Origin of the sequence: Streptomyces sp. BBFR25 (genome assembly GCF_044590125.1) — a bacterium.
In the GTDB taxonomy this organism is placed as follows: Bacteria; Actinomycetota; Actinomycetes; order Streptomycetales; family Streptomycetaceae; genus Streptomyces; species Streptomyces canus_D.
The window spans coordinates 5,455,949-5,475,878 of record NZ_CP172447.1 but is presented as its reverse complement, the minus strand read 5'-3'; the positions used below and the strand labels follow the sequence as shown (position 1 = coordinate 5,475,878).

13 protein-coding genes are annotated in these 19,930 nt (G+C 69.9%); 4 read left to right on the top strand and 9 right to left on the bottom strand.

The annotated features are described in order from the left end of the window. Positions 1-156: 156 nt before the first annotated feature. From ACGH52_RS25100 to ACGH52_RS25070, 7 genes are all read right to left on the bottom strand, one after another. Positions 157-1,302 carry an ABC transporter ATP-binding protein gene (locus tag ACGH52_RS25100; protein WP_399942539.1) on the bottom strand — a complete coding sequence of 382 codons (1,146 nt, stop codon included), beginning with the start codon at positions 1,300-1,302 and terminating at the stop codon, positions 157-159. Between the two features lie 27 nt (positions 1,303-1,329). Continuing rightward, positions 1,330-2,391, bottom strand: a complete 1,062-nt coding sequence (locus ACGH52_RS25095) for an ABC transporter ATP-binding protein (protein WP_121700911.1) — start codon at positions 2,389-2,391, stop codon at positions 1,330-1,332. 10 nt (positions 2,392-2,401) lie between these two features. Then, positions 2,402-3,379 (bottom strand): ABC transporter permease, encoded by a 978-nt coding sequence (locus tag ACGH52_RS25090; protein ID WP_121700912.1) that lies wholly within the window; start codon positions 3,377-3,379, stop codon positions 2,402-2,404. Between the two features lie 114 nt (positions 3,380-3,493). Continuing rightward, positions 3,494-5,296 (bottom strand): ABC transporter substrate-binding protein, encoded by a 1,803-nt coding sequence (locus ACGH52_RS25085; RefSeq protein ID WP_121700913.1) that lies wholly within the window; start codon positions 5,294-5,296, stop codon positions 3,494-3,496. Between the two features lie 112 nt (positions 5,297-5,408). Beyond that, positions 5,409-6,440, bottom strand: a complete 1,032-nt coding sequence (locus ACGH52_RS25080; protein WP_059300749.1) for an ABC transporter permease — start codon at positions 6,438-6,440, stop codon at positions 5,409-5,411. A gap of 874 nt (positions 6,441-7,314) precedes the next feature. Then, positions 7,315-9,231 carry a translational GTPase TypA gene (gene typA / locus ACGH52_RS25075; RefSeq protein ID WP_059300750.1) on the bottom strand — a complete coding sequence of 639 codons (1,917 nt, stop codon included), beginning with the start codon at positions 9,229-9,231 and terminating at the stop codon, positions 7,315-7,317. Positions 9,232-9,363: 132 nt separating this feature from the next. Then, on the bottom strand, positions 9,364-11,670 hold the full coding sequence (locus ACGH52_RS25070; protein ID WP_399942533.1) for an ABC transporter family substrate-binding protein: 2,307 nt from the start codon (positions 11,668-11,670) through the stop codon (positions 9,364-9,366). A gap of 301 nt (positions 11,671-11,971) precedes the next feature. Here ACGH52_RS25070 and ACGH52_RS25065 point away from each other — a divergent pair, with 301 nt between their 5' ends. The 4 genes from ACGH52_RS25065 to ACGH52_RS25050 are packed head-to-tail and all read left to right on the top strand — an operon-like array spanning position 11,972 to position 15,852. Next, positions 11,972-12,262 carry a hypothetical protein gene (locus ACGH52_RS25065; RefSeq protein WP_210976802.1) on the top strand — a complete coding sequence of 97 codons (291 nt, stop codon included), beginning with the start codon at positions 11,972-11,974 and terminating at the stop codon, positions 12,260-12,262. Between the two features lie 28 nt (positions 12,263-12,290). Further along, positions 12,291-13,127 carry a hypothetical protein gene (locus ACGH52_RS25060; protein WP_059300753.1) on the top strand — a complete coding sequence of 279 codons (837 nt, stop codon included), beginning with the start codon at positions 12,291-12,293 and terminating at the stop codon, positions 13,125-13,127. After that, on the top strand, positions 13,127-15,076 hold the full coding sequence (locus ACGH52_RS25055; protein ID WP_399942529.1) for a fumarate reductase/succinate dehydrogenase flavoprotein subunit: 1,950 nt from the start codon (positions 13,127-13,129) through the stop codon (positions 15,074-15,076). The genes ACGH52_RS25060 and ACGH52_RS25055 overlap by 1 nt, the downstream gene beginning before the upstream one ends. Next, entirely contained in the window at positions 15,073-15,852 is a 780-nt protein-coding gene (locus ACGH52_RS25050; protein ID WP_059300755.1) for a succinate dehydrogenase/fumarate reductase iron-sulfur subunit, read from the top strand. Before ACGH52_RS25055 ends, ACGH52_RS25050 begins: the two co-directional genes overlap by 4 nt. Here the strand turns inward: ACGH52_RS25050 and ACGH52_RS25045 are convergent. Both ACGH52_RS25045 and ACGH52_RS25040 read right to left on the bottom strand, forming a co-directional pair. After that, positions 15,849-16,931: a glycoside hydrolase family 18 protein gene (locus tag ACGH52_RS25045; protein ID WP_399942526.1), complete on the bottom strand. Its 1,083-nt coding sequence runs from the start codon at positions 16,929-16,931 to the stop codon at positions 15,849-15,851. The two genes, ACGH52_RS25050 and ACGH52_RS25045, sit on opposite strands and share 4 nt — an antisense overlap. A gap of 240 nt (positions 16,932-17,171) precedes the next feature. Further along, positions 17,172-19,775, bottom strand: coding sequence for a SpoIIE family protein phosphatase (locus tag ACGH52_RS25040; protein WP_210976800.1), 2,604 nt, complete (start codon positions 19,773-19,775; stop codon positions 17,172-17,174). Positions 19,776-19,930: the final 155 nt, after the last annotated feature.

Here is a 19,930-nt window from a genome sequence, read left to right as displayed (position 1 = left end):
GGTTGCCGGTGTCCTCCGGACGGGTGCAGGAGGCCCGGGGCACACGGAAGGGCGGCGGCGGGAGTCCTCCTCCCGCCGCCGCCCCTCTTCGCCGGCTGCCCGTGCGTGCCGGTCAGGCCCCTGTGCGTGGCTGCCAGGCCCCTGTGCGCGTGGCTGTCAGGCCTTGGAGACCGCCGCGCCGCCGCCGGCGCCGTCCTCCATCGCCTTCAGGCCCGGGTCCATGACGATGTCCTCGGCCCTGGCCTCCGTCGAGCCTTCCTCCGGGAAGTGGCAGGCCGTCAGGTGGCCCTCACGGTTCCCGGAGAGCTGCACGAGCGGCGGCTCCTCGGTGGCGCACTTGTCCTGCGCCTTCCAGCACCGGGTGCGGAACCGGCAGCCGGAGGGCGGCGAGATCGGCGAGGGCACGTCGCCCTCCAGCCGGATGCGCTCCCGCTTCTCGGCGTCGAGGTCCGCCTCGGGCACGGCCGACAGCAGGGCGTGCGTGTACGGGTGGCGGGGGCGGTTGTAGAGCGAGTCGCGGTCCGCGATCTCCACGACCTTGCCCAGGTACATCACCGCGACGCGCTGCGAGAAGTGCCGCACGATCGCCAGGTCGTGGGCGATGAAGACGAACGCGATGCCCATCTCCCGCTGCACTTCCTGCAGCAGGTTCACCACCTGGGCCTGGATCGACACGTCGAGGGCCGAGACGGGCTCGTCGGCGACGATCAGCTTCGGCTCCAGGGCGACGGCGCGCGCCACCCCGATGCGCTGGCGCTGGCCGCCGGAGAACTCGTGCGGGAAGCGGTTGTAGTGCTCCGGGTTGAGACCGACGATCTCCAGGAGTTCCCGGACGCGCTTCTCCCGGCCGCCGGGCGGGTTGATCCCGTTGATCTCCATCGGGCCCGAGATGATCGTGCCGACGGTCTGCCGCGGGTTCAGCGAGGCGTACGGGTCCTGGAAGATCATCTGGATCTCGGACCGGATCGGCGCCAGCTGTCGCCGGTTGGCGCGGGTGATGTCCTGGCCCCGGTACTCGATGGTGCCCCGGGTCGGCTCGTACAGGCGGGTCAGCAGTCGGCCGGTGGTCGACTTGCCGCAGCCGGACTCGCCGACGAGGCCGAGGCTCTCGCCCGGGTAGACCTCGAAGTCGACGCCGTCGACCGCCTTGACGTGGCCGACGGTGCGCTTGATCGGGAAGCCGCCCTTGATCGGGAAGTGCTTCGCCAGCCCGCTGACCTTGAGAAGCGGCGCGGTGTCGCCGTCCCGCTGCTGCGGGAAGCTGTCGGCCACCGCTGTGTTCGTCTTGCTGTTGTCGCTCATGGTGATGCCCCAGTCGCCGGTTTCCGCTCAGCCCAGCCGGGGCTGAATCTTCTCGATGAACACCTGCTGCCGCTGGTCCCCCGTCAGGTGACAGGCGGCGGCGCGGCCGTTCGGGAGCGTCGGACGCTCTCCCGAGCAGCGCTCGCCGGAGACCAGGTCGGTGAAGCCGCACCGCGGGTGGAACGCGCACCCGGAGGGCGGGTTCAGCAGCGAGGGCGGCGACCCCGGGATCGGCATCAGCGGCTCGTCGACGTCGGAGGTGAGGTTCGGCATCGAGCCCAGCAGGCCCCAGGTGTACGGGTGCTGCGGGGACTTGAGCACCTCGCGCACCGTGCCGCGCTCTACGGCCCGGCCCGCGTACATGACCATGATGTCGTCGGCCATGTTGCCGACCACGCCCAGGTCGTGGGTGATCATGATGATCGCGGAGCCGAACTCCTGCTGGAGGTCCTTGAGCAGGTCGAGGATCTGCGCCTGGACGGTCACGTCGAGCGCCGTGGTGGGCTCGTCCGCGATGAGCAGGTCGGGGTTGCAGGAGAGGGCCATCGCGATCATGGCGCGCTGGCGCATACCGCCGGAGAACTGGTGCGGGTAGTCGTCGACCCGCTGCTGCGGGTGCGGGATGCCGACCTTCTGCAGCAGATCGATGGCGCGCACCCGGGCGTCCTTCTTGGACGCGCCGTTGTGCTTCATGAACGGCTCCGCGATCTGCCGGCCGACCGTGTAGTACGGCGACAGCGCGGTCAGCGCGTCCTGGAAGATCATCGCCATCTTCTTGCCGCGCAGCTTCTCCAGCTGCTTCTCACTGGCGTCGGTCAGCTCCTGGCCGTCCAGCGTGATGGAACCCTCGATGGCGGTCCTGCGACGGTCGTGCAGGCCGAGGACGGCCAGGTTGGTCACCGACTTGCCGGAGCCGGACTCGCCGACGATGCCGAGGGTCTTGCCCCGCTCCAGGTCGAAGGAGAGTCCGTCCACCGCCTTGACGACGCCGCCCTCGGTGGAGAAGTGGACCTTGAGGTCGCGCACCGAGAGAAACGCGTCCCCCGCGGCGGCGGCCGGGGCCGCTTCGGGCTTGGTCTGAGTGGTCACGGTGGTTCTCCTAGGACAGGCGCACGCGCGGGTCGATGACTGCGTACATGGCGTCCACGATCAGGTTGAAGACGATGATGAGCGCGGCGCTGACCAGCATGACGCCCATCAGCATCGGCAGGTCCTTGTTGATGACCGAGTCCAGCGCGAGCCGGCCGACCCCGGCCAGGCCGAAGGTCATCTCGGTCACCATGCCGCCGCCCATCAGCGCGGACAGGTCGATGCCGAGGATGGTGACGATGGGGACGAGCGAGCCGCGCCAGGCGTAGCGGAAGAAGGTGTAGTTGCCCGACATGCCCTTGGCGCGGGCCGCCTTCACATGCTCTTCCTGCAGTTGCTCGATCATCGACGACCGGCTCATACGGGTGTAGTTGGCGGTGAAGATGGTCGCCATGACGAGCCAGGGGATCAGCAGACCGGCGAACCAGCCGGCCACGTCCTCGGAGATCGGCACGTACTTGGGCTTCTCCAGCCAGCCGGTGCTGTAGACGAGGGCCAGCAGGACGAGCGGGCCGAGGAAGTAGATCTGCAGGGAGCTGACGACCAGCGAACCGGAGCTGAACACCTTGTCGATCCAGGTGCCGCGGTTCTTGGCGGCCACCAGGCCGGCGCCGAGGCCGACGATCAGGAAGACGATCAGGGAACCGACGGTCAGCGAGACGGTCAGCGGGAAGCGGTCGAGGATCGTGTCCCAGACGTTCTGGTTGTTGGCGAAGGAGACGCCGAAGCAGGGGGCGTCGCAGTGGCCGACGGCGAAGTCACGGCCGGCGAAGATGCCGACCAGGAAGTTCCAGTACTGCACCGGGACCGGCTTGTCGAGGCCCAGGTTCTTGTGGATGATCTCCAGCGCGTCCGGAGTGCAGTTCTTGCCACAGGCCAGCATGGCCGGGTCCTGCGGGATCGCGAAGAACATGAAGAAGGTGAAGGCACTGATCAACACCAGGATCAGCACCGCGCCGAAGGACCGGCGAATGAGGAATTGAAGCATGGCAGACAGCTGCTCTCAGGACTGCGGCAGTGGAATGGGGAGGACTGGAGGAGGTCCGGGCCCGGTGGCGGGCGCTCCGCAGCGCGCCCGCCACCGGTTTCCCGGCCGGACGGGTTACTTCTTGAGGAAGACCCGGGTCACGTCCACGTAGCTCGAGTCAGAGCTGTAGCGGATGCCGCCGACGTTCGAACCGAAGATCTGGAAGACCTTGGTGTAGTAGATCGGGGCCGCCGGGTTCACTTCCTTGGAGATGTACTCGTTCAGGTCGTGCCAGGCCTTCGTGGCCTCCGCCGTGTCCGTGATCTGCTGGATGCGCTTGATCTCGGAGTTGACGTGCTCGTCGTTGATGTGCGAGTAGTTCGACGCGCCGTCCTGGATCTGCGTGCCGTCGTAGACCGGCGGGATGACCGTGGAGGCGGACGGCCAGTCCTGGCCCCAACCGGTCATGTAGAGGTCCAGGCCGTTCTTGACCTTGCCGACCTGCTCGTACCAGGTGGCGGAGTCGATCTCCTTCTTCTGGATGTCGAGACCGATCTTCTCCAGCGCGGTGGAGATCAGGACCGCCTGCTTCTGCCGCTCGGGCGTGTTGCCGTAGGCGTAGACGAGGCTCTTGCCCTCGAAGCCGCCCTCCTTGATCAGCTTCTTGGCGGCCGCGAGGTCGCCGTTCGGCTTCTTGGCGCGGTTGAACGGGTCGAACGACTCGGTGTAGCCCGGGGTGGTGGGCGACATCAGCGAGTTGGCGACCTCACCGCCGTAGGCACCGCCGTCGGCCTTGAAGACCGAGTCGGAGGGCAGCGCCAGGGTGATCGCGTCACGGAGCTTCTTGTCCTTGACGCGGTCCATGTTGAAGTTCAGCTGCCACACGTACGGGGCGTAGCCCTGGATCGTGCGGTTCTTCATCGCGTCCTTGTCGCCGACCACCTTCTGGAGCTGCGTGGTGGCGACCTGACCCGTGAACATCATGGCGTTCTTGGCCTCGCCCTGGTCGGCGAGGAGGGTCTTGGTCTGGTCCTCGTCGTCGTGGTTCATCTCGATGTTGAAACCGTCGACGTACTGGTGGCGCACCGAGTCGGACTTCGGGTCCCACTGGGTGTTCTTGACCAGCTTCATGGACTTGCCCGGCTTGAAGTCGGCGATCTTGTACGGACCGACGGCGACGGGCGCGTTGTCGTACTTCTCCTTGGTGTCCGTCTCCTCCGGGACGACGCTGTAACCGGGCATGGTCAGCATCTGCGGGAGGTCGGGGCGGGCCGTCTTGAAGTGGAAGACGATCGTCTTGTCGTCCGGGGTCTCCAGGACGTTGTCGGGCAGGTGCTTGCCCTTGTCCGGACCCGCGTAGGCGTCGCGGTAGGTGGTGCCGTCGCCGGACAGCCACTGCTGGAGGTAGGTCGGGCCGTCGGTGATGTAGCTGGAGTACATCCGCTCGATCGTGTGGCGGATGTCCGCCGAGTTGATCGGGTTGCCGTTGGCGTCCTTCAGGTTGTCCTTGAGGGTGTACGTCCAGGTCTTGCCGCCGTCGGTCTGCTTGCCCGCGTCGGTGGCGAGGTCGCCCACGACGGTCAGGTTGCCGTTCTCGTCCTCGTTGTACTGGGTCAGACCGCGGAAGATGAGGCGGCTGAGCAGCTTGCCGTCCGAGACGTAGATCTGGCCCGGGTCCAGGTGGGAGAAGTCCGCCGTCTGGTAGACGGTCATGGTGCCGCCGGGCTTGGCGCCCGGGACCTCGGGGGCCGGGCCGGTGGAGGCCTGCGCGTCGCCGATCTGGACCGGCTTCGACTGCGACTTGGCGTCTTCCTTCTTCTTGCTGTTGTCCTTGGCGGAGCTGTCGCTGTCGCCACCACCGCAGGCGGTGAGGGTGAGGGCGCCGGCGGCGACCGCGACTATAGCGGCCGTCGCGGTGCGGTTACGGAGAATGCTCATAGGGACGAATCCACCTGCCTGTGAGTAGTGAGCGCTGCTGGTACGTGGCCGGGACCGGGCTGAGCGGCACCGAACCGGCCTGGCGAGGATGTGGGGGGATTTCCCCTGGGCCTCAGCGGTTCCCCTTGGGGTCGAAGGCGTCCCGCACCGAGTCGCCGAGGAGGTTGAAGGCCACAATGAAGATCACCATGGCCACTCCGGGGAAGAGCATGTAGTACGGGTCCTGCTCGACGATGTCGGCACCGATGGCGAACATCCGCCCCCAGTCCGGCGTGGGCTCGACGTATCCCACGCCCACGAAGGACAGGAACGCGATGCTGAGGATGGTGCTCGGCAGCGTGAGCGTCGCCTGTACCAGTGTCGGAGTGACGATGTTGGGCAGCAGTTCCTTGCGGAGGATGCGCCAGGGCGAGGCCCCGGAGATGCGGGCGGCCTCGATGAACTCCCGGTCGCGCAGCGACATCGTGGCGCCCCGGACGATGCGGGCCATGCTCATCCAGCCCAGGAAGGACAGCACGATGATGATCGCGGCGGCGCGCACGTACGTGGGCGTCTCCTTGTCCGGAGCGACGAACACCGTGGTGATGACGGGCATCGCGGCGACGAAGAAGAGCTGGCTGGGCAGGGCCATGAAGAAGTCGGTGATCCGGCCGAGCCAGTAGTCGATCTTCCCGCCGAAGTAGCCGCCGGCCAGGCCGATCAGGACGCCCAGGACCGTCATGATGAGGGTAGCCGCCAGCGCGGTGGCCATCGAGTTGCGCATGCCGTACAGCAGCTGGGTGAACACGTCGCGGCCCAGGCCCGGTTCGATGCCGAACCAGAAGTCGCCGTCGATGCCGCCGTACGGCGCGGCGGGCATGGTGAACATGTCCAGGAGGTCGGGGTTGTCCTGCCCGTACAGCGTGTACGGGTCCTTGCCGTAGACCTTCGAGATCAGCGGCGCCGCCGCCGCGATCACGAAGAAGAACAGGACGACGAAGGCAGAGATCACACCGGCCCGGTCGCGCTTGAAGCGCGCCCACATCAACTGGCCGGGCTTGCGCCCTTCCGGCTCCTTGGGCTTCGGGGCGTCGCCCTGCGGCGCGCTCTCTTTGTCCAAGACGGAAGAGGCTTCAGCACCCTCAATCTCGATTGGACTCGTCATGATTCGTCCATTTCACAGGTAGGAGGTCGTCGGGAGTGCACGGGGCCGACGGCCTTCGCACGGCGTACGTCTTTCGCAGCGCGCGAGGGGAACAAAGACGGAGGGGCGGCACGGCCCCGGGAGAACCCTGGCTCGCGATCGGCGGCTACCGACCGACGGCACACGACGTCAAGGAAGTTCGCGACGCCGGGCCGCTGCCGCATCAACCGTGACGGCACTGAACGCACCCGCGGGGCCTACACCTGCCATCGGGGACGACGCGACCCATATGGCGCTTGTGGCACCTCGCATGGGTTCCTCCTCATGAATCCGCTGGTTCACCGCAAAGAGGAGCACGCGACACATTCCGGCCATCGGCCGGTGATGAGATCGCCTGGCACCCTCACGCTCGCGAGCCTGCGCCCCGTCAGCGCGTGACCCGTTTATCCGAGCTCTACGCGCCTAACTATCTGCCATCCTCCGGGGAACGAACCACAGGTTCGAGGTCTCGGTTCGATCACAGATAGGGGCCAGATCTTTCAAAATCCGGACAAAGGGTTTGGTACGAGATCGCTGCGAAACGGACTTGTTACACATCTAACGGTGGTGACCGTCCGTATAACGGACGTCCGCGCGACAGAAATTGATTGCGCGTAACGTGCGCTGGGTGCAAGCTGACCCGCAGGTGTGTCCCGCGCCCGGCACCCCCGCCGGCGCCGACCCCCGGGTCCAGTGCTTCCGCGCAGGTTAGTGCGGGACTGCCCACCCTGCCCCACCCCGCCGGGAAATCGAGGGTTTTCCCTACACCCGCGCCCCACCTGCGTCGGCATCACGCCAAAACGGCACCGAACACCACGTGAGCCGTGGTGTCCGGTGCCGTCCGGCGTGCCGTGGGTCAGCCGTGCTTGGCGCGGCTGGCGGCGCGGGCGCGCTCGCGGGCGTCCAGGTTCACCTTACGGATGCGGACGGCCTCCGGGGTCACCTCGACGCACTCGTCGTCGCGGCAGAACTCCAGGGACTGCTCCAGCGACAGCTTGCGCGGCGGCACGATCGCCTCGAAGGAGTCGGCCGAGGAGGACCGCATGTTGGTGAGCTTCTTCTCCTTGGTGATGTTCACGTCCATGTCGTCGGCGCGGGAGTTCTCGCCGACGATCATGCCCTCGTACACCTCGGTGCCGGGGTCCGTGAAGAGCACGCCGCGCTCCTGGAGGTTGGTCATCGCGAACGCGGTGACGGCACCGGAGCGGTCGGCGACCAGCGAGCCGTTGTTACGGGTCGTCAGGGTGCCGAACCAGGGCTCGTGGCCCTCGTGGATGGAGTGGGCGATGCCGGTGCCGCGGGTCTGGGTGAGGAACTCCGTCCGGAATCCGATCAGACCGCGCGAGGGCACCACGAACTCCATGCGGACCCAGCCCGAGCCGTGGTTGGACATGTTGTCCATGCGGCCCTTGCGCACGCCCATCAGCTGCGTGACGGCGCCCATGTGCTCCTCGGGCACGTCGATCGTCATGCGCTCGACGGGCTCGTACGTCTTGCCGTCGACCTCCTTGGTGACGACCTGCGGCTTGCCGATGGTCAGCTCGAAGCCCTCGCGGCGCATCTGCTCGACCAGGATGGCCAGCGCCAGCTCACCGCGGCCCTGCACCTCCCAGGCGTCGGGGCGCTCGGTGTCCAGGACGCGGAGCGAGACGTTGCCGATCAGCTCGCGGTCCAGACGGTCCTTGACCTGGCGGGCGGTGACCTTGCGGTCCTTGACGACCGCCTTGTTGTCGGCGCCCTTGCCGGTGGCGCCGCGGCCGACCAGCGGGGAGGTGTTGGTGCCGATGGTCATGGAGATCGCGGGCTCGTCCACCGTGATCAGCGGCAGCGGTACCGGGTTCTCCACGTCGGCCAGGGTCTCGCCGATCATGATGTCCGGGATGCCGGCGACCGCGCAGATGTCACCCGGGCCGGCCTTCTCGGCGGGCTTGCGGGTGAGCGCCTCGGTCATCATCAGCTCGGAGATCCGCACGTTCTGCACGGAGCCGTCGCGCTTCATCCAGGCGACGGTCTGGCCCTTCTTCAGCTCGCCCTGGTGCACGCGCAGCAGCGCGATGCGGCCGAGGAAGTTGTCGGCGTCCAGGTTGGTGACGTGGGCCTGGAGCGGGGCGTCCTCGTCGTAGGTCGGCGCCGGGATGTAGTCCAGGATCGTCGAGAAGAACGGCTCCAGGCTGGTGGAGTCGGAGGGGACCGTGCCGTCCTCGGGCTTGGTGAGGGAGGCGACGCCGTCCCGGCCGCAGGCGTAGACGATCGGGAACTCGATCTGCTCCTCGTCGGCGTCCAGGTCGAGGAAGAGGTCGTAGGTCTCGTTGACCACCTCGTCGATGCGGGCGTCCGGACGGTCCGTCTTGTTGATGCACAGGATGATCGGCAGCCGCTGGCTGAGCGCCTTGCGCAGCACGAACCGGGTCTGCGGCAGCGGGCCCTCGGAGGCGTCCACGAGCAGCACCACACCGTCGACCATCGACAGACCGCGCTCGACCTCGCCGCCGAAGTCGGCGTGGCCGGGGGTGTCGATGATGTTGATGGTGATGACGTCGCCGCCATCCTTGGGGTGGTACTTCACCGCCGTGTTCTTGGCGAGGATCGTGATGCCCTTCTCACGCTCCAGGTCGTTCGAGTCCATCATGCGGTCGTCGACGCCTTCGAGCTGGTGCGCGGCGAAGGCACCGGCCTGCTTGAGCATTCCGTCGACGATCGTGGTCTTGCCGTGGTCGACATGGGCAACGATGGCGACGTTGCGGATGTCGTGACGCGTTGTAGACGCGGTCATGTGAGGCGTACTCCCGGAGGGTGTGAGGACGGCCCTCGCGGACGTCCGTGTCACGCGGGCCTGCCGGGCGGTACATGCCACGGCCTCACCCAATGGTACGGGGCCCCGGGGACTGCGGCTCGCCAGGAGGGTTCAGGACGAGGGCGGGACCGAGGACGGGGCGGAAGGGCGGGAGCCCTGGGCGCCCTTCTTGAGGTAGCCCATGTCCTCGTAGACCGGCGTCTCGAAGCCGAAGGCTCCCGCGTTGGCGAGGTTCTCGCGGGCCGCCACCAGTTGGGGGCGCTGGTAGAGGGGGACGGAGCCGGCCGCCGCCCAGATCCGCGAGTCGGCCTTGCGCAGCAGGTCCCGGGCCTCCTTCTGGTCCAGGGTGGTCATGGCCCGGTCGAAGAGCTGGTCGACCTGGTCGGTGCCGACCCGGGTGTAGTTCTGCGCGACGTTCAGGGAACCGTCGGCGGCCGGGACGGGCTTGGCGTAGATGGGGCGGGCGTCGGTGGCCGGGAAGGCGGAGGCGGGCCAGGAGTAGAGCGCCAGGTCGTACTCGCCGGCGGCGACGTGGTCCTTGAAGTAGCTCTCGTCCGGCACCTTGGTGATCTCGGTGCCAATGCCGATCTCCGCCAGCATGTCCGTGATGCGGTCGGCCACGGTGCGCAGGGTCTGGGAGCCGGGACCGGAGGGGAGCACGAAGCGGAGGGTGAGCGCCTTGCCGTCCTTGGCGAGCGGGGCCGCCGCCGAGCCCGCCGGGGCCGCGGTGCCCTTGGGGGCGTAGGCGCCGGGCGCGCCGCCCTGCGCGGTGTTCTTGCCGCTGCTGTGCTTCTCGCCGCTCTCCTGGTCGGCGCCGTCCTTGGCGTCGTCGCCGTCGTCTTTCCCGCCATCTTTGCCGTCGTCGTTCTTGCCGTCGTCGTTCTTGCCGTCGTCGTTCTTGCCGTCGTCGTTCTTGCCGTCCTCGCCGACGATGTACGTGCCGTCGTCGTCGCCCTCGGACTTCTCGCCGTCCTTCTCGTCCTTGTCGTCCTTGTCCTTCTCGGCGCCGGCCGCCTCCTCCCCGTCCTTCTTCTTCACGGGGCCGCCGGGGACCCATCCGGCGTCCGCGAGCAGGGCCCGGGCCTCCTTGGCGTTCTGCTCGCCGAGCGCGCCGCTGCCGTCGGCGTAGGCGGGCTGGCCGGACAGCGCGAGATGGCTGCCCACAGGGTCGGTGGGCAGGCCGAGCGGCTTCAGCACCGCCTCGGCCAGCTTCCCGCGGTCCAGGGCGCGGGCCACGGCCCTGCGGACGCGCTCGTCGGCGAGGGGGCCGTCGGAGCCGTTGAGGGCGAGCTGGGTGTAGGCGGGCTCCAGCGACTTGCGGACCTCGAAGCCGCTCAGGGCCTGCTGCCGGCTCCGGGCCTTCGCCTCGGCCTCGCGCCGCTCCTCGCGGGCGAGGGCCTCCTCCTCGGCGGCCTCCTCGTCGGAGCCGTGGGCGAGGGCCCAGGAGCGCAGCGCCTCGGCGGCGGACCTGCCCTGCGGGCCGGGGGCCGGGGTGCCGCCGGGGCCCATGAGCGGGGTGCCGGTGGCGGGGTCGCGGGGCCCGGCGGCCAGGCCGACCTCGTCGGCGGTCTCCGGGTCGATCTCGGCGAGGTCGAGCTTGCCCGCGACCAGTTCGGAGACCCGTTCGTCGCGGGGGACGGCGCGCAGCACGATCCGGTCCAGCTTCGCCGGCTCGCCCCACCAGCGCGGGTTGCCGGTGAGGACGACCTGGTCGCCCTTGGTGTCGACCTTCTTGACCGCGAAGGGTCCCGCGGTGACCTTGAGCGTCCGCCGGGCGCCGTCGTTGAAGGCGTCGGGGGTGCCCGTGACGTCCTTCGGGTACAGCGGCGTGAACAGGGCCTTCCAGTCGGCGTAGGGCCGGCTGAAGGTGACCTTGACCTCCAGGTCGTTCGCGCCGCGCTCGATCTTCTCGATGCGGTCGTAACCGGCGTTGCGGGCGGTCCAGTAGGCGCTGTCCTTGCCGGACAGGGCGCGCCACTGGGCGGCGAAGTCCGCGGCGCCGATCTCCCGGCCGTCGCTCCAGACTGCCTGCTGGTTCAGCTTGTAGACGACGACCTGCTTGGGCTCGGTGTCGACGACCTCGGCCGATTCCAGGTAGTCGGGGTCGCGCACCGGGCTGCCGGTCCCGTCCATCCGGTACATCGAGGGCAGTACGGCCTGTGCGACGCGGGTGGTGGTGGCGTCGGCGTCCGACTGGAAGGCGTTCAGCGTGTCCGGCACGGAGTCCACCGCCCAGCGCAGGGTGCCGCCGTCGGCGACCCGGGCGCGGGCCGCGGCGGCGACGTCCTGCTCGGCGAGCGGCTTGCCCGACGGGTCCTCGGAGGTGCATCCGGCCAGCGCCGGGACCGCGAGGGCACCCGCGGTGAGGAAGGCGACCGAACGCATGACCGCGCGCGGTCCGACGCCGACGTGGGACATCTCTGCTACCTCCGGAAAGCCGCGTTTGCGAGATTTGCGGTATTCAAGTTGATCATTTGTATCCGGACGGGGATGCGGCCACTGAAGGGGAAACGGTTCGGCGACGCCGGGAGACACGGCGACGACGGTGCGTAACCTCACCCGTCCGGCTCAACGCCACCCGCGATGCACCGACACGCCCCGGCCAATCACGGCACATCCCTTCCCAGCGGCTGGTGTGACGCGCGACACTCTCAGGCGCACGAGCGTCGCTCCCACGCCCGGCGCACCCTGCCGTGTCCGACGGAAGTGAGGTCACGTCTTGTCCGTGCACGACGATCTGTCATCGGTGCAGCGCAGCCTCGACGAGCTGTCCCGGACGGTGACCCGCCTGGAACAGCAGCTGGGCAGCGGCGGCCTGGAGGTCCGCCGGGTCCGCACCGACGCCGACCACCTGCGCGAGAGCCTCGCGCTGCTGCGGGCGGCGGCTGCCGCGCCGGACGCGCCCAAGCGCCCGGACCTCGTCCCGATCCCCGACACGCCGTACGACGGCTCGCTGTGGACGGACTCGGACGACGAGGGCCTCGGCGCCCGCGACCGCCGCGCTCCCTGAACCCGACCCGACCGACCGGAGCCGCCCAGTGGCAACTGGTACCGAACCTCCAGCCACCGAAGACCGTCCCCCGGGCGGTGGCGTCCACACCCCGACGCGCGCCGCCATCCGCGCCCCGCACCTGCGCACCGACCGCTGGTGGCTGGCACCGGCCGCCACCGCCGCGGGCCTGCTGGCCTTCGTCGTCTACTCGACCTGGCGGGCCTTCGCCAACGCGGACTACTACGCGGCCCCGTACGTCTCGCCCTTCTACTCCCCCTGTCTGGCGGAGAACTGCGAGCCGATGCGCGGCGGCCCCAACTGGGAGCTGTTCGGGACCTGGTGGGGCATCTCCCCCGCGATCATCATCCTGATCTTCCCGCTCGGCTTCCGCCTGACCTGCTACTACTACCGCAAGGCCTACTACCGGGGCTTCTGGGCGTCCCCGCCGGCCTGCGCGGTGGCCGAGCCGCACAAGAAGTACACCGGCGAGACCCGCTTCCCGCTGATCCTGCAGAACGTCCACCGGTACTTCTTCTACGCGGCGCTGCTGGTCGCGCTCATCCTCACCTACGACACCGTGCTCGCCTTCCGCGACGAGCACTACGCGTGGGGGCACATGGGGCTCGGCACCCTGGTGTTCCTCGCCAACATCGTGCTGATCTGGGCGTACACGCTCTCCTGCCACTCCTGTCGGCACATCGTCGGCGGCAAGCTAAGGCACTTCTCGCGGCATCCCGTGCGCTACCGGATGTGGCAGCTGGTGGGCAGGCTCAACGCCCGGCACATGCAGCTCGCCTGGGCGTCGCTGGTGAGCGTGGCGCTCGCCGACTTCTACGTCTACCTGGTCGCGTCCGGTGCCTTCGACGATCCGAGGTTGTTCTGATGTCCGTGGTCGACCGGCAGGAATGGGACGTCGTCGTGGTGGGCGCGGGCGGCGCCGGACTGCGCGCCGCGATCGAGGCCCGCGAGCGGGGTGCCCGTACGGCCGTGATCTGCAAGTCGCTGTTCGGCAAGGCGCACACCGTGATGGCCGAGGGCGGCATCGCCGCCTCCATGGGCAACGTCAACTCCGGCGACAACTGGCAGGTCCACTTCCGCGACACCATGCGCGGCGGCAAGTTCCTCAACCAGTGGCGGATGGCCGAGCTGCACGCCCAGGAGGCCCCGCAGCGGGTGTGGGAGCTGGAGACCTGGGGCGCGCTGTTCGACCGTACGAAGGACGGCCGGATCTCGCAGCGCAACTTCGGCGGCCACGAGTACCCGCGCCTCGCCCACGTCGGCGACCGTACGGGTCTGGAGCTGATCCGCACCCTCCAGCAGAAGATCGTCTCGCTCCAGCAGGAGGACTTCCGCGAGAGTGGGGACCACGAGTCCCGGCTGAAGGTCTACCAGGAGTGCACGGTCACCCGCGTGCTCAAGCAGGGCCGCGAGGTCTCGGGCGTCTTCGGCTACGAGCGCGAGAGCGGCCGCTTCTTCGTGCTGGAGGCGCCCTCGGTGGTGATCGCCACCGGCGGCATCGGCAAGTCGTTCAAGGTGACGTCGAACTCGTGGGAGTACACGGGCGACGGTCACGCCCTGGCGCTGCTGGCCGGGGCGCCGCTGCTGAACATGGAGTTCGTGCAGTTCCACCCGACGGGCATGGTCTGGCCGCCGTCGGTGAAGGGCATCCTGGTCACCGAGTCGGTGCGCGGCGACGGCGGGGTGCTGCGCAACTCCGAGGGCAAGCGGTTCATGTTCGACTACATCCCGGACGTCTTCAAGGAGAAGTACGCCGAGTCGGAGGCGGAGGGCGACCGCTGGTACGACGACCCGGACCACAACCGCCGCCCGCCCGAGCTGCTCCCCCGCGACGAGGTCGCCCGCGCGATCAACGCCGAGGTGAAGGAGGGCCGCGGCTCACCGCACGGCGGGGTCTTCCTCGACGTGTCGACCCGGATGCCCGCCGACGTGATCCGGCGCCGACTGCCGTCGATGTACCACCAGTTCAAGGAGCTGGCGGACGTGGACATCACGGCGGAGGCGATGGAGGTCGGGCCCACCTGCCACTACGTGATGGGCGGCGTCGCCGTCTACTCCGACACCGCCGCCGCGCGCGGGGTGCCGGGGCTGTTCGCGGCCGGTGAGGTGGCCGGCGGCATGCACGGCTCCAACCGGCTGGGCGGCAACTCGCTGTCCGACCTGCTGGTGTTCGGGCGCCGGGCGGGGCGGTACGCGGCCGAGTACGCGGCGGACCGGTCGGACGGCGGCGCGCGCACCCGGGTCGACGACGCGCAGGTCGACGCCGCCGCCGCGGAGGCGCTGCGGCCGTTCTCCGCCGAGACGCGGGAGCCCGACGCCGGGCCGCCGGAGAACCCGTACACCCTCCATCAGGAACTCCAGCAGACCATGAACGACCTGGTGGGGATCATCCGTCGCGAGGCGGAGATGAAACAGGCCCTGGAGAAGCTGGCGGAGCTGCGGGTGCGCGCCCGCCGGGCCGGGGTGGAGGGGCACCGGCAGTTCAACCCGGGCTGGCACCTCGCCCTGGACCTGCGCAACATGCTGCTGGTCAGCGAGTGCGTGGCGCGGGCCGCGCTGGAGCGCACCGAGTCGCGCGGCGGGCACACCCGGGAGGACCATCCGTCGATGGACCGGCGCTGGCGCCCCGTCAACCTGCTCTGCTCGCCAGCCGACCCGGCGGACGACCTCGCGGCGGCGGACCCTGAGCGCGGCCGGATCGCCCTGGAGCGGCAGACCACCGAGCCGATCCGGCCCGACCTGCTCGCCCTCTTCGACAAGGAGGAGCTGGTGAAGTACCTCGCCGACGAGGAACTGGAGGGCCTGTCCGAATGAGCGGCTACGAGGCCCGCTTCAAGGTGTGGCGCGGTGACGTGGAGGGCGGCGGCCTGGAGGACTTCACGGTCGAGGTGAACGAGGGCGAGGTGGTGCTCGACATCATCCACCGCCTCCAGGCCACCCAGGCCCCCGACCTCGCGGTGCGCTGGAACTGCAAGGCGGGCAAGTGCGGTTCGTGCTCGGCGGAGATCAACGGGCGGCCCCGGCTGCTGTGCATGACCCGCATGTCCGTGTTCACCCGCGAGGAGACGGTCACCGTCACGCCGTTGCGCGCCTTCCCGGTGATCCGGGACCTGGTGACGGACGTCGGCTTCAACTACACCAAGGCCCGCGAGGTCCCGGCCTTCGTGCCGCCCGCCGACCTCGGGCCGGGCGAGTACCGGATGATGCAGGAGGACGTGGACCGCTCGCAGGAGTTCCGCAAGTGCATCGAGTGCTTCCTGTGCCAGGACACCTGCCATGTCGTGCGGGACCACGAGGAGAACAAGCCCGCCTTCGCGGGCCCGCGCTTCCTCATGCGCGTCGCCGAACTGGACATGCACCCGCTGGACGCCGCCGGCGACACCGGCCTGGACCGGTCGCGCACCGCCCAGGACGAACACGGCCTCGGCTACTGCAACATCACCAAGTGCTGCACGGAGGTGTGCCCCGAGGGCATCAAGATCACGGACAACGCGCTGATCCCGCTGAAGGAACGGGCCGTGGACCGCAAGTACGACCCGCTGGTGTGGCTGGGCTCGAAGATCGGACGCCGGTCACGGGACCGGTCCTAGCCGACCCAGCCGTCCCGGTATGACGTCCAGTCCTTCTCCGTCGCCGCGAAGTCGATGTAGGCGGCGACGCCGAAGCGCTCCCGGTCGGCGTCCGTGCGGGACAGGCCGAGGCGGACGCCGCGGACGGCGGCGGCGACGGTCTCCGCGTGGTTCCAGTGGCCGAAGCGGTTCTCGTGGTAGAAGGGCAGGCCCATCAGGAGGTGGGTCGTCGGCGGGGTGGCCTCCAGGGCCAGTGAGGTCTGCTGGGCGACGTAGCCGCCGTACAGGCTCTCCAACGGCTGCATGGTGTCGTACGACATGACGGCGATCTGGTCGACGCGGCGGGCGACCTGGCCGAAGAACTCCTGGGACCACCACTTGGGGTGCCCGGCGACCGTGCCCCAGAAGGAGTGGAAGCCCGGCAGCGGGTCGATCTGGTGGGCGGCAACGGAGAGTTGCGCGTCGCGGGCGCGGGTGACGGCGCGGACGTCGTCCAGGAGGGAGAGGTAGTTCCGGTCGCCCGAGTGCAGCGGCTCCAGGTCGAGGTGGACTCCGTCGTAGCCCACGTCCAGGACCTGGCGGGCCGAGTCGACGACGGCGGCCCGGGTGGCGGCCTTCTCCAGGCGCATGCCGTCGGGGCTCTCGGTGGCGAGGACGTCGCCGAGGAACGCCTGGACGCGGACGCCGGGCATCTCGCGGTGCACGGCGTCCACCAGCCAGCGGGCCCGCGGGTACAGCGACTCGGGCAGCGTGCCGTCGTGCTCCATCGGGCCGGTGTGCACGTACAGGTCCCGGATGCCGGTGGTCTCGAGGCCGCGGGCCAGCGCGGTGAGGTCCGCGTCCTTCTTGCGGCCGTCGACCCAGGCGTGGCCGAGCCACATCGCGTCGCGGTCGCGGGTGCGGGTGCCGTCCGCGGGGTCGCCCATGTAGTTGATGCGGAGGGCGGTCTCGGCGGTGAGGACGGGGAGGAGCAGGACGAGGAGGACGGCGAGAGTGATGCGGCGGGTGCGGCGGAGCCGCTTCGTCCTTTTCGGTGCCCCACCCGCACCACCCGTGCTGCTTTCGTTGTCGGGTGTCTCTTTCGGTTCCGTGTCCTCCACGGTGTCCCCTCCCTGTGACCCGGCCCGGTCGCGGTGACCGGCCGCCGCGCATACGCTGCGAGCGTGGTGCCAGCGGGGACGACTCGAACCGGTGTTCCGGTTGCGGTCAGGGGTGCGTGGCGATGATCTCCGCGGATCTGGTGCCGCCCCTGGTCGCGGCCGGGGCGGCCCTGCTGCTGGCCGGGTACACGCATGTGCGCCGCGCCCGGCGGGCCCGGACGCGTACGACTCCGGGGCGGGTCAGAACAGGCTCAGCAGAGCCTCCGCCGGGTCGGTGAGCTGGGTGTCGGCGCCCGGCAGGGGCAGTTCGAACCAGACCGTCTTGCCGCGCGGCGTACGGCGTGAGCCCCAGGCCGCGCTGAGCAGGCCGACCAGTTGCAGGCCGCGGCCGCCCTCGTCGGTGTCGCGGGCGCGGCGCCGGCGCGGCTGGACCAGGCCGGAGTCCCAGACCTCGCAGACCAGGGTGCGGTCGAGCAGGAGGCGGAGCCTGATCTCGCCCTCGCCGTAGCGGAGCGCGTTGGTGACGAGTTCGCTGACGAGCAGTTCCGTGGTGTCGACCAGCGGCTCCATGTCCCAGGCGAGCAGCCGCGCGCGGGCGTACTCCCGGGCCCGCCCGACGCTGCGCGGCTCGCGCGGCAGGGTCCAGTCGCCGACCGAGTCGCTGGGCAGGCCCTGGACGCGGGCCATCAGCAGGGCGATGTCGTCCTCGCCGTGGTGGCTGTCGAGGGTGTTGAGGACCTGGTCGCAGACGTCCTCCAGGGGCTGGGCGGGGTCGGTGAGGGCGCCCACGAAGGCCTGGAGGCCCTCGTCGAGGGGGTGGTCGCGGCTCTCGACCAGTCCGTCGGTGTAGAGGGCGAGCAGGGCGCCCTCGGGCAGTTCGACCTCCACCTCCTCGAAGGGCTCCCCGCCGACGCCGAGCGGCAGGCCCGGCGGCACGTCCAGCATCAGCGCGGTCTCCCCGGGCTCGACCAGGACCGGGGGCAGGTGGCCCGCGTTGGCGAAGGTGCAGCGCCGGGTCACCGAGTCGTAGACGGCGTACACGCAGGTCGCCAGGTAGACCTCGGACAGGTCGGCCTCGCGGGGACGGCGGGCGGCCCGGGTGGCCTGCTGGACGCCGGAGGGGGCGCCGAGGCCGCGGGCGATCTCGTCCAGCTGGGAGAGCACCTCGGCCGGTTCGAGGTCGAGCTGGGCCAGGGTGCGTACGGCGGTGCGCAGTTCGCCCATGGCGACGGCGGCCCGCAGACCGCGGCCCATGACGTCGCCGACGACCAGCGCGGTGCGGTGCCCGGGGAGTTCGATGACGTCGAACCAGTCGCCGCCGACCTCGCTGGCCCGGCCGGTGGCCGCCTCGCCGGGCAGGTAGCGGCAGGCGATGTCGAGTCCGGACGCCTCGGGGTCGCCGGGCGGGAGCAGCGAGCGCTGCAGTATCAGCGCGCGTTCGTGTTCGCGCCGGTAGAGGCGGGCGTTGTCGATGCAGACGGCGGCGCGCGCGGCCAGCTCCACGGCGAGGTCGCGGTCGCGGTCGCCGAACGGCTCGCTGCCCTTGGTGCGGGCGAACTGGACGAGTCCGACGACCGTGTCGTGGGCGACCATCGGCACGGCGAGCGTGGACTGCACCAGGCCGCCGTCCTCGGCGGGGACGCTGCGCGGCCGGGCGGTGCGCAGGGCGTCCGCGCAGGGCGAGTTGAACGGGTAGTGGTGGACGGCGCCGAGCTTGACCCGCTCGCCGGTGCCGAGGAAGGGCGCGTCCGAGACGGCGCTGGAGAAGGCGACACGGCGCAGTTCCGCGCTGCCGTCGGCGAGGCCGGGCGGGCTCTGGTCGCCGACCAGCAGGCCCTGGTAGAGGTCGACGGTGGCCAGGTCGCAGAAGCCGGGGACGACGACGTCGAGGAGTTCGCGGGCGGTGGTCTCCAGGTCGAGGGAGTTGCCGATGCGGGCGCCGGCCTCGTTGAGGAGGGCGAGGTTGCGCCGGGCGGCGGCGGCCTCGCGGGCGGCCTGGCGGCGGGCGGTGATGTCGGTGCCGAGCCAGGCGACGCCGATGGGCCGGCCGGAACCGCTGTGCACGCGGTAGAGGTTGACGGACCAGTGGCGGCGTTCCTCGGTGCCCGGCACGAAGCCCGTGACGTGCATGTCCGTGATGGACTCGCCGGTCTCCAGCACCCGGCGCAGGGTGGCGGAGACCCGGTCGGCCTCGGCGCGCGGCAGGTAGTCGTGGACGCCCTTGCCGCGGTGGTCGTCGGGGGTGCCGCCGAAGGTGGAGGCGAACCGCTGGTTGGCGCGGCGCACCCGCAGGTCGGGGTCGATCAGCAGGAACCCGAACGGAGACTGGCCGAATATGGCCTGCGACGCGGCGAGGTCGGTCTCGATGCTGCGCAGGACGCGGACGTCGACCACGATGCAGACGGCGGCCTTCTCCCCGTCCTCGGTGCGCGTCGGCATGACGTACACCTCGGCGAGCCCGCGCCGCCCGCCCCGGCCCCCCGCGTGCCGGCCGGTCCCCTCGGCCTCGTCCGGTGCCCGGAAGGGGACCACACCGGTCCACTCCCGCCCGTCGAGGATCTCGGTCATCTTGCGCTGGCCGCGCTCGCGCAGGTCGGGGTCGATGAAGGCCTCGATGGGATCGGTGCCCACGGCGTCCTCGGCGCGGATGCCGAGCAGTTGCTCCGCCCGCAGGCTCCACTGGTCGACGAGTCCGTCGGGGCCGATGGAGAAGGAGGCGACCTTGATGTAGTCGTAGATGGAGCCGGGCGGGCTGCTCTGCCACACCGCGTCACCGAGTGGCGCGTCTGCCGACGGGTCCTCGGACTCCGTGGACTCCTTGGCCCTCGCTGGTATCTCGCTCACGCGAACCGTCCCCTCCAGCTCACCGCGTCCGGCACCGGTCACCGGAGGCGGCTGCCCGCAGTATCCAGCACTACGGCGCCGCACGACACGGTGTTCACGATCACAGCACGGTCCCGATGGTTTTCGGTCCGGACCGTGACAACACTTCCAGTCTT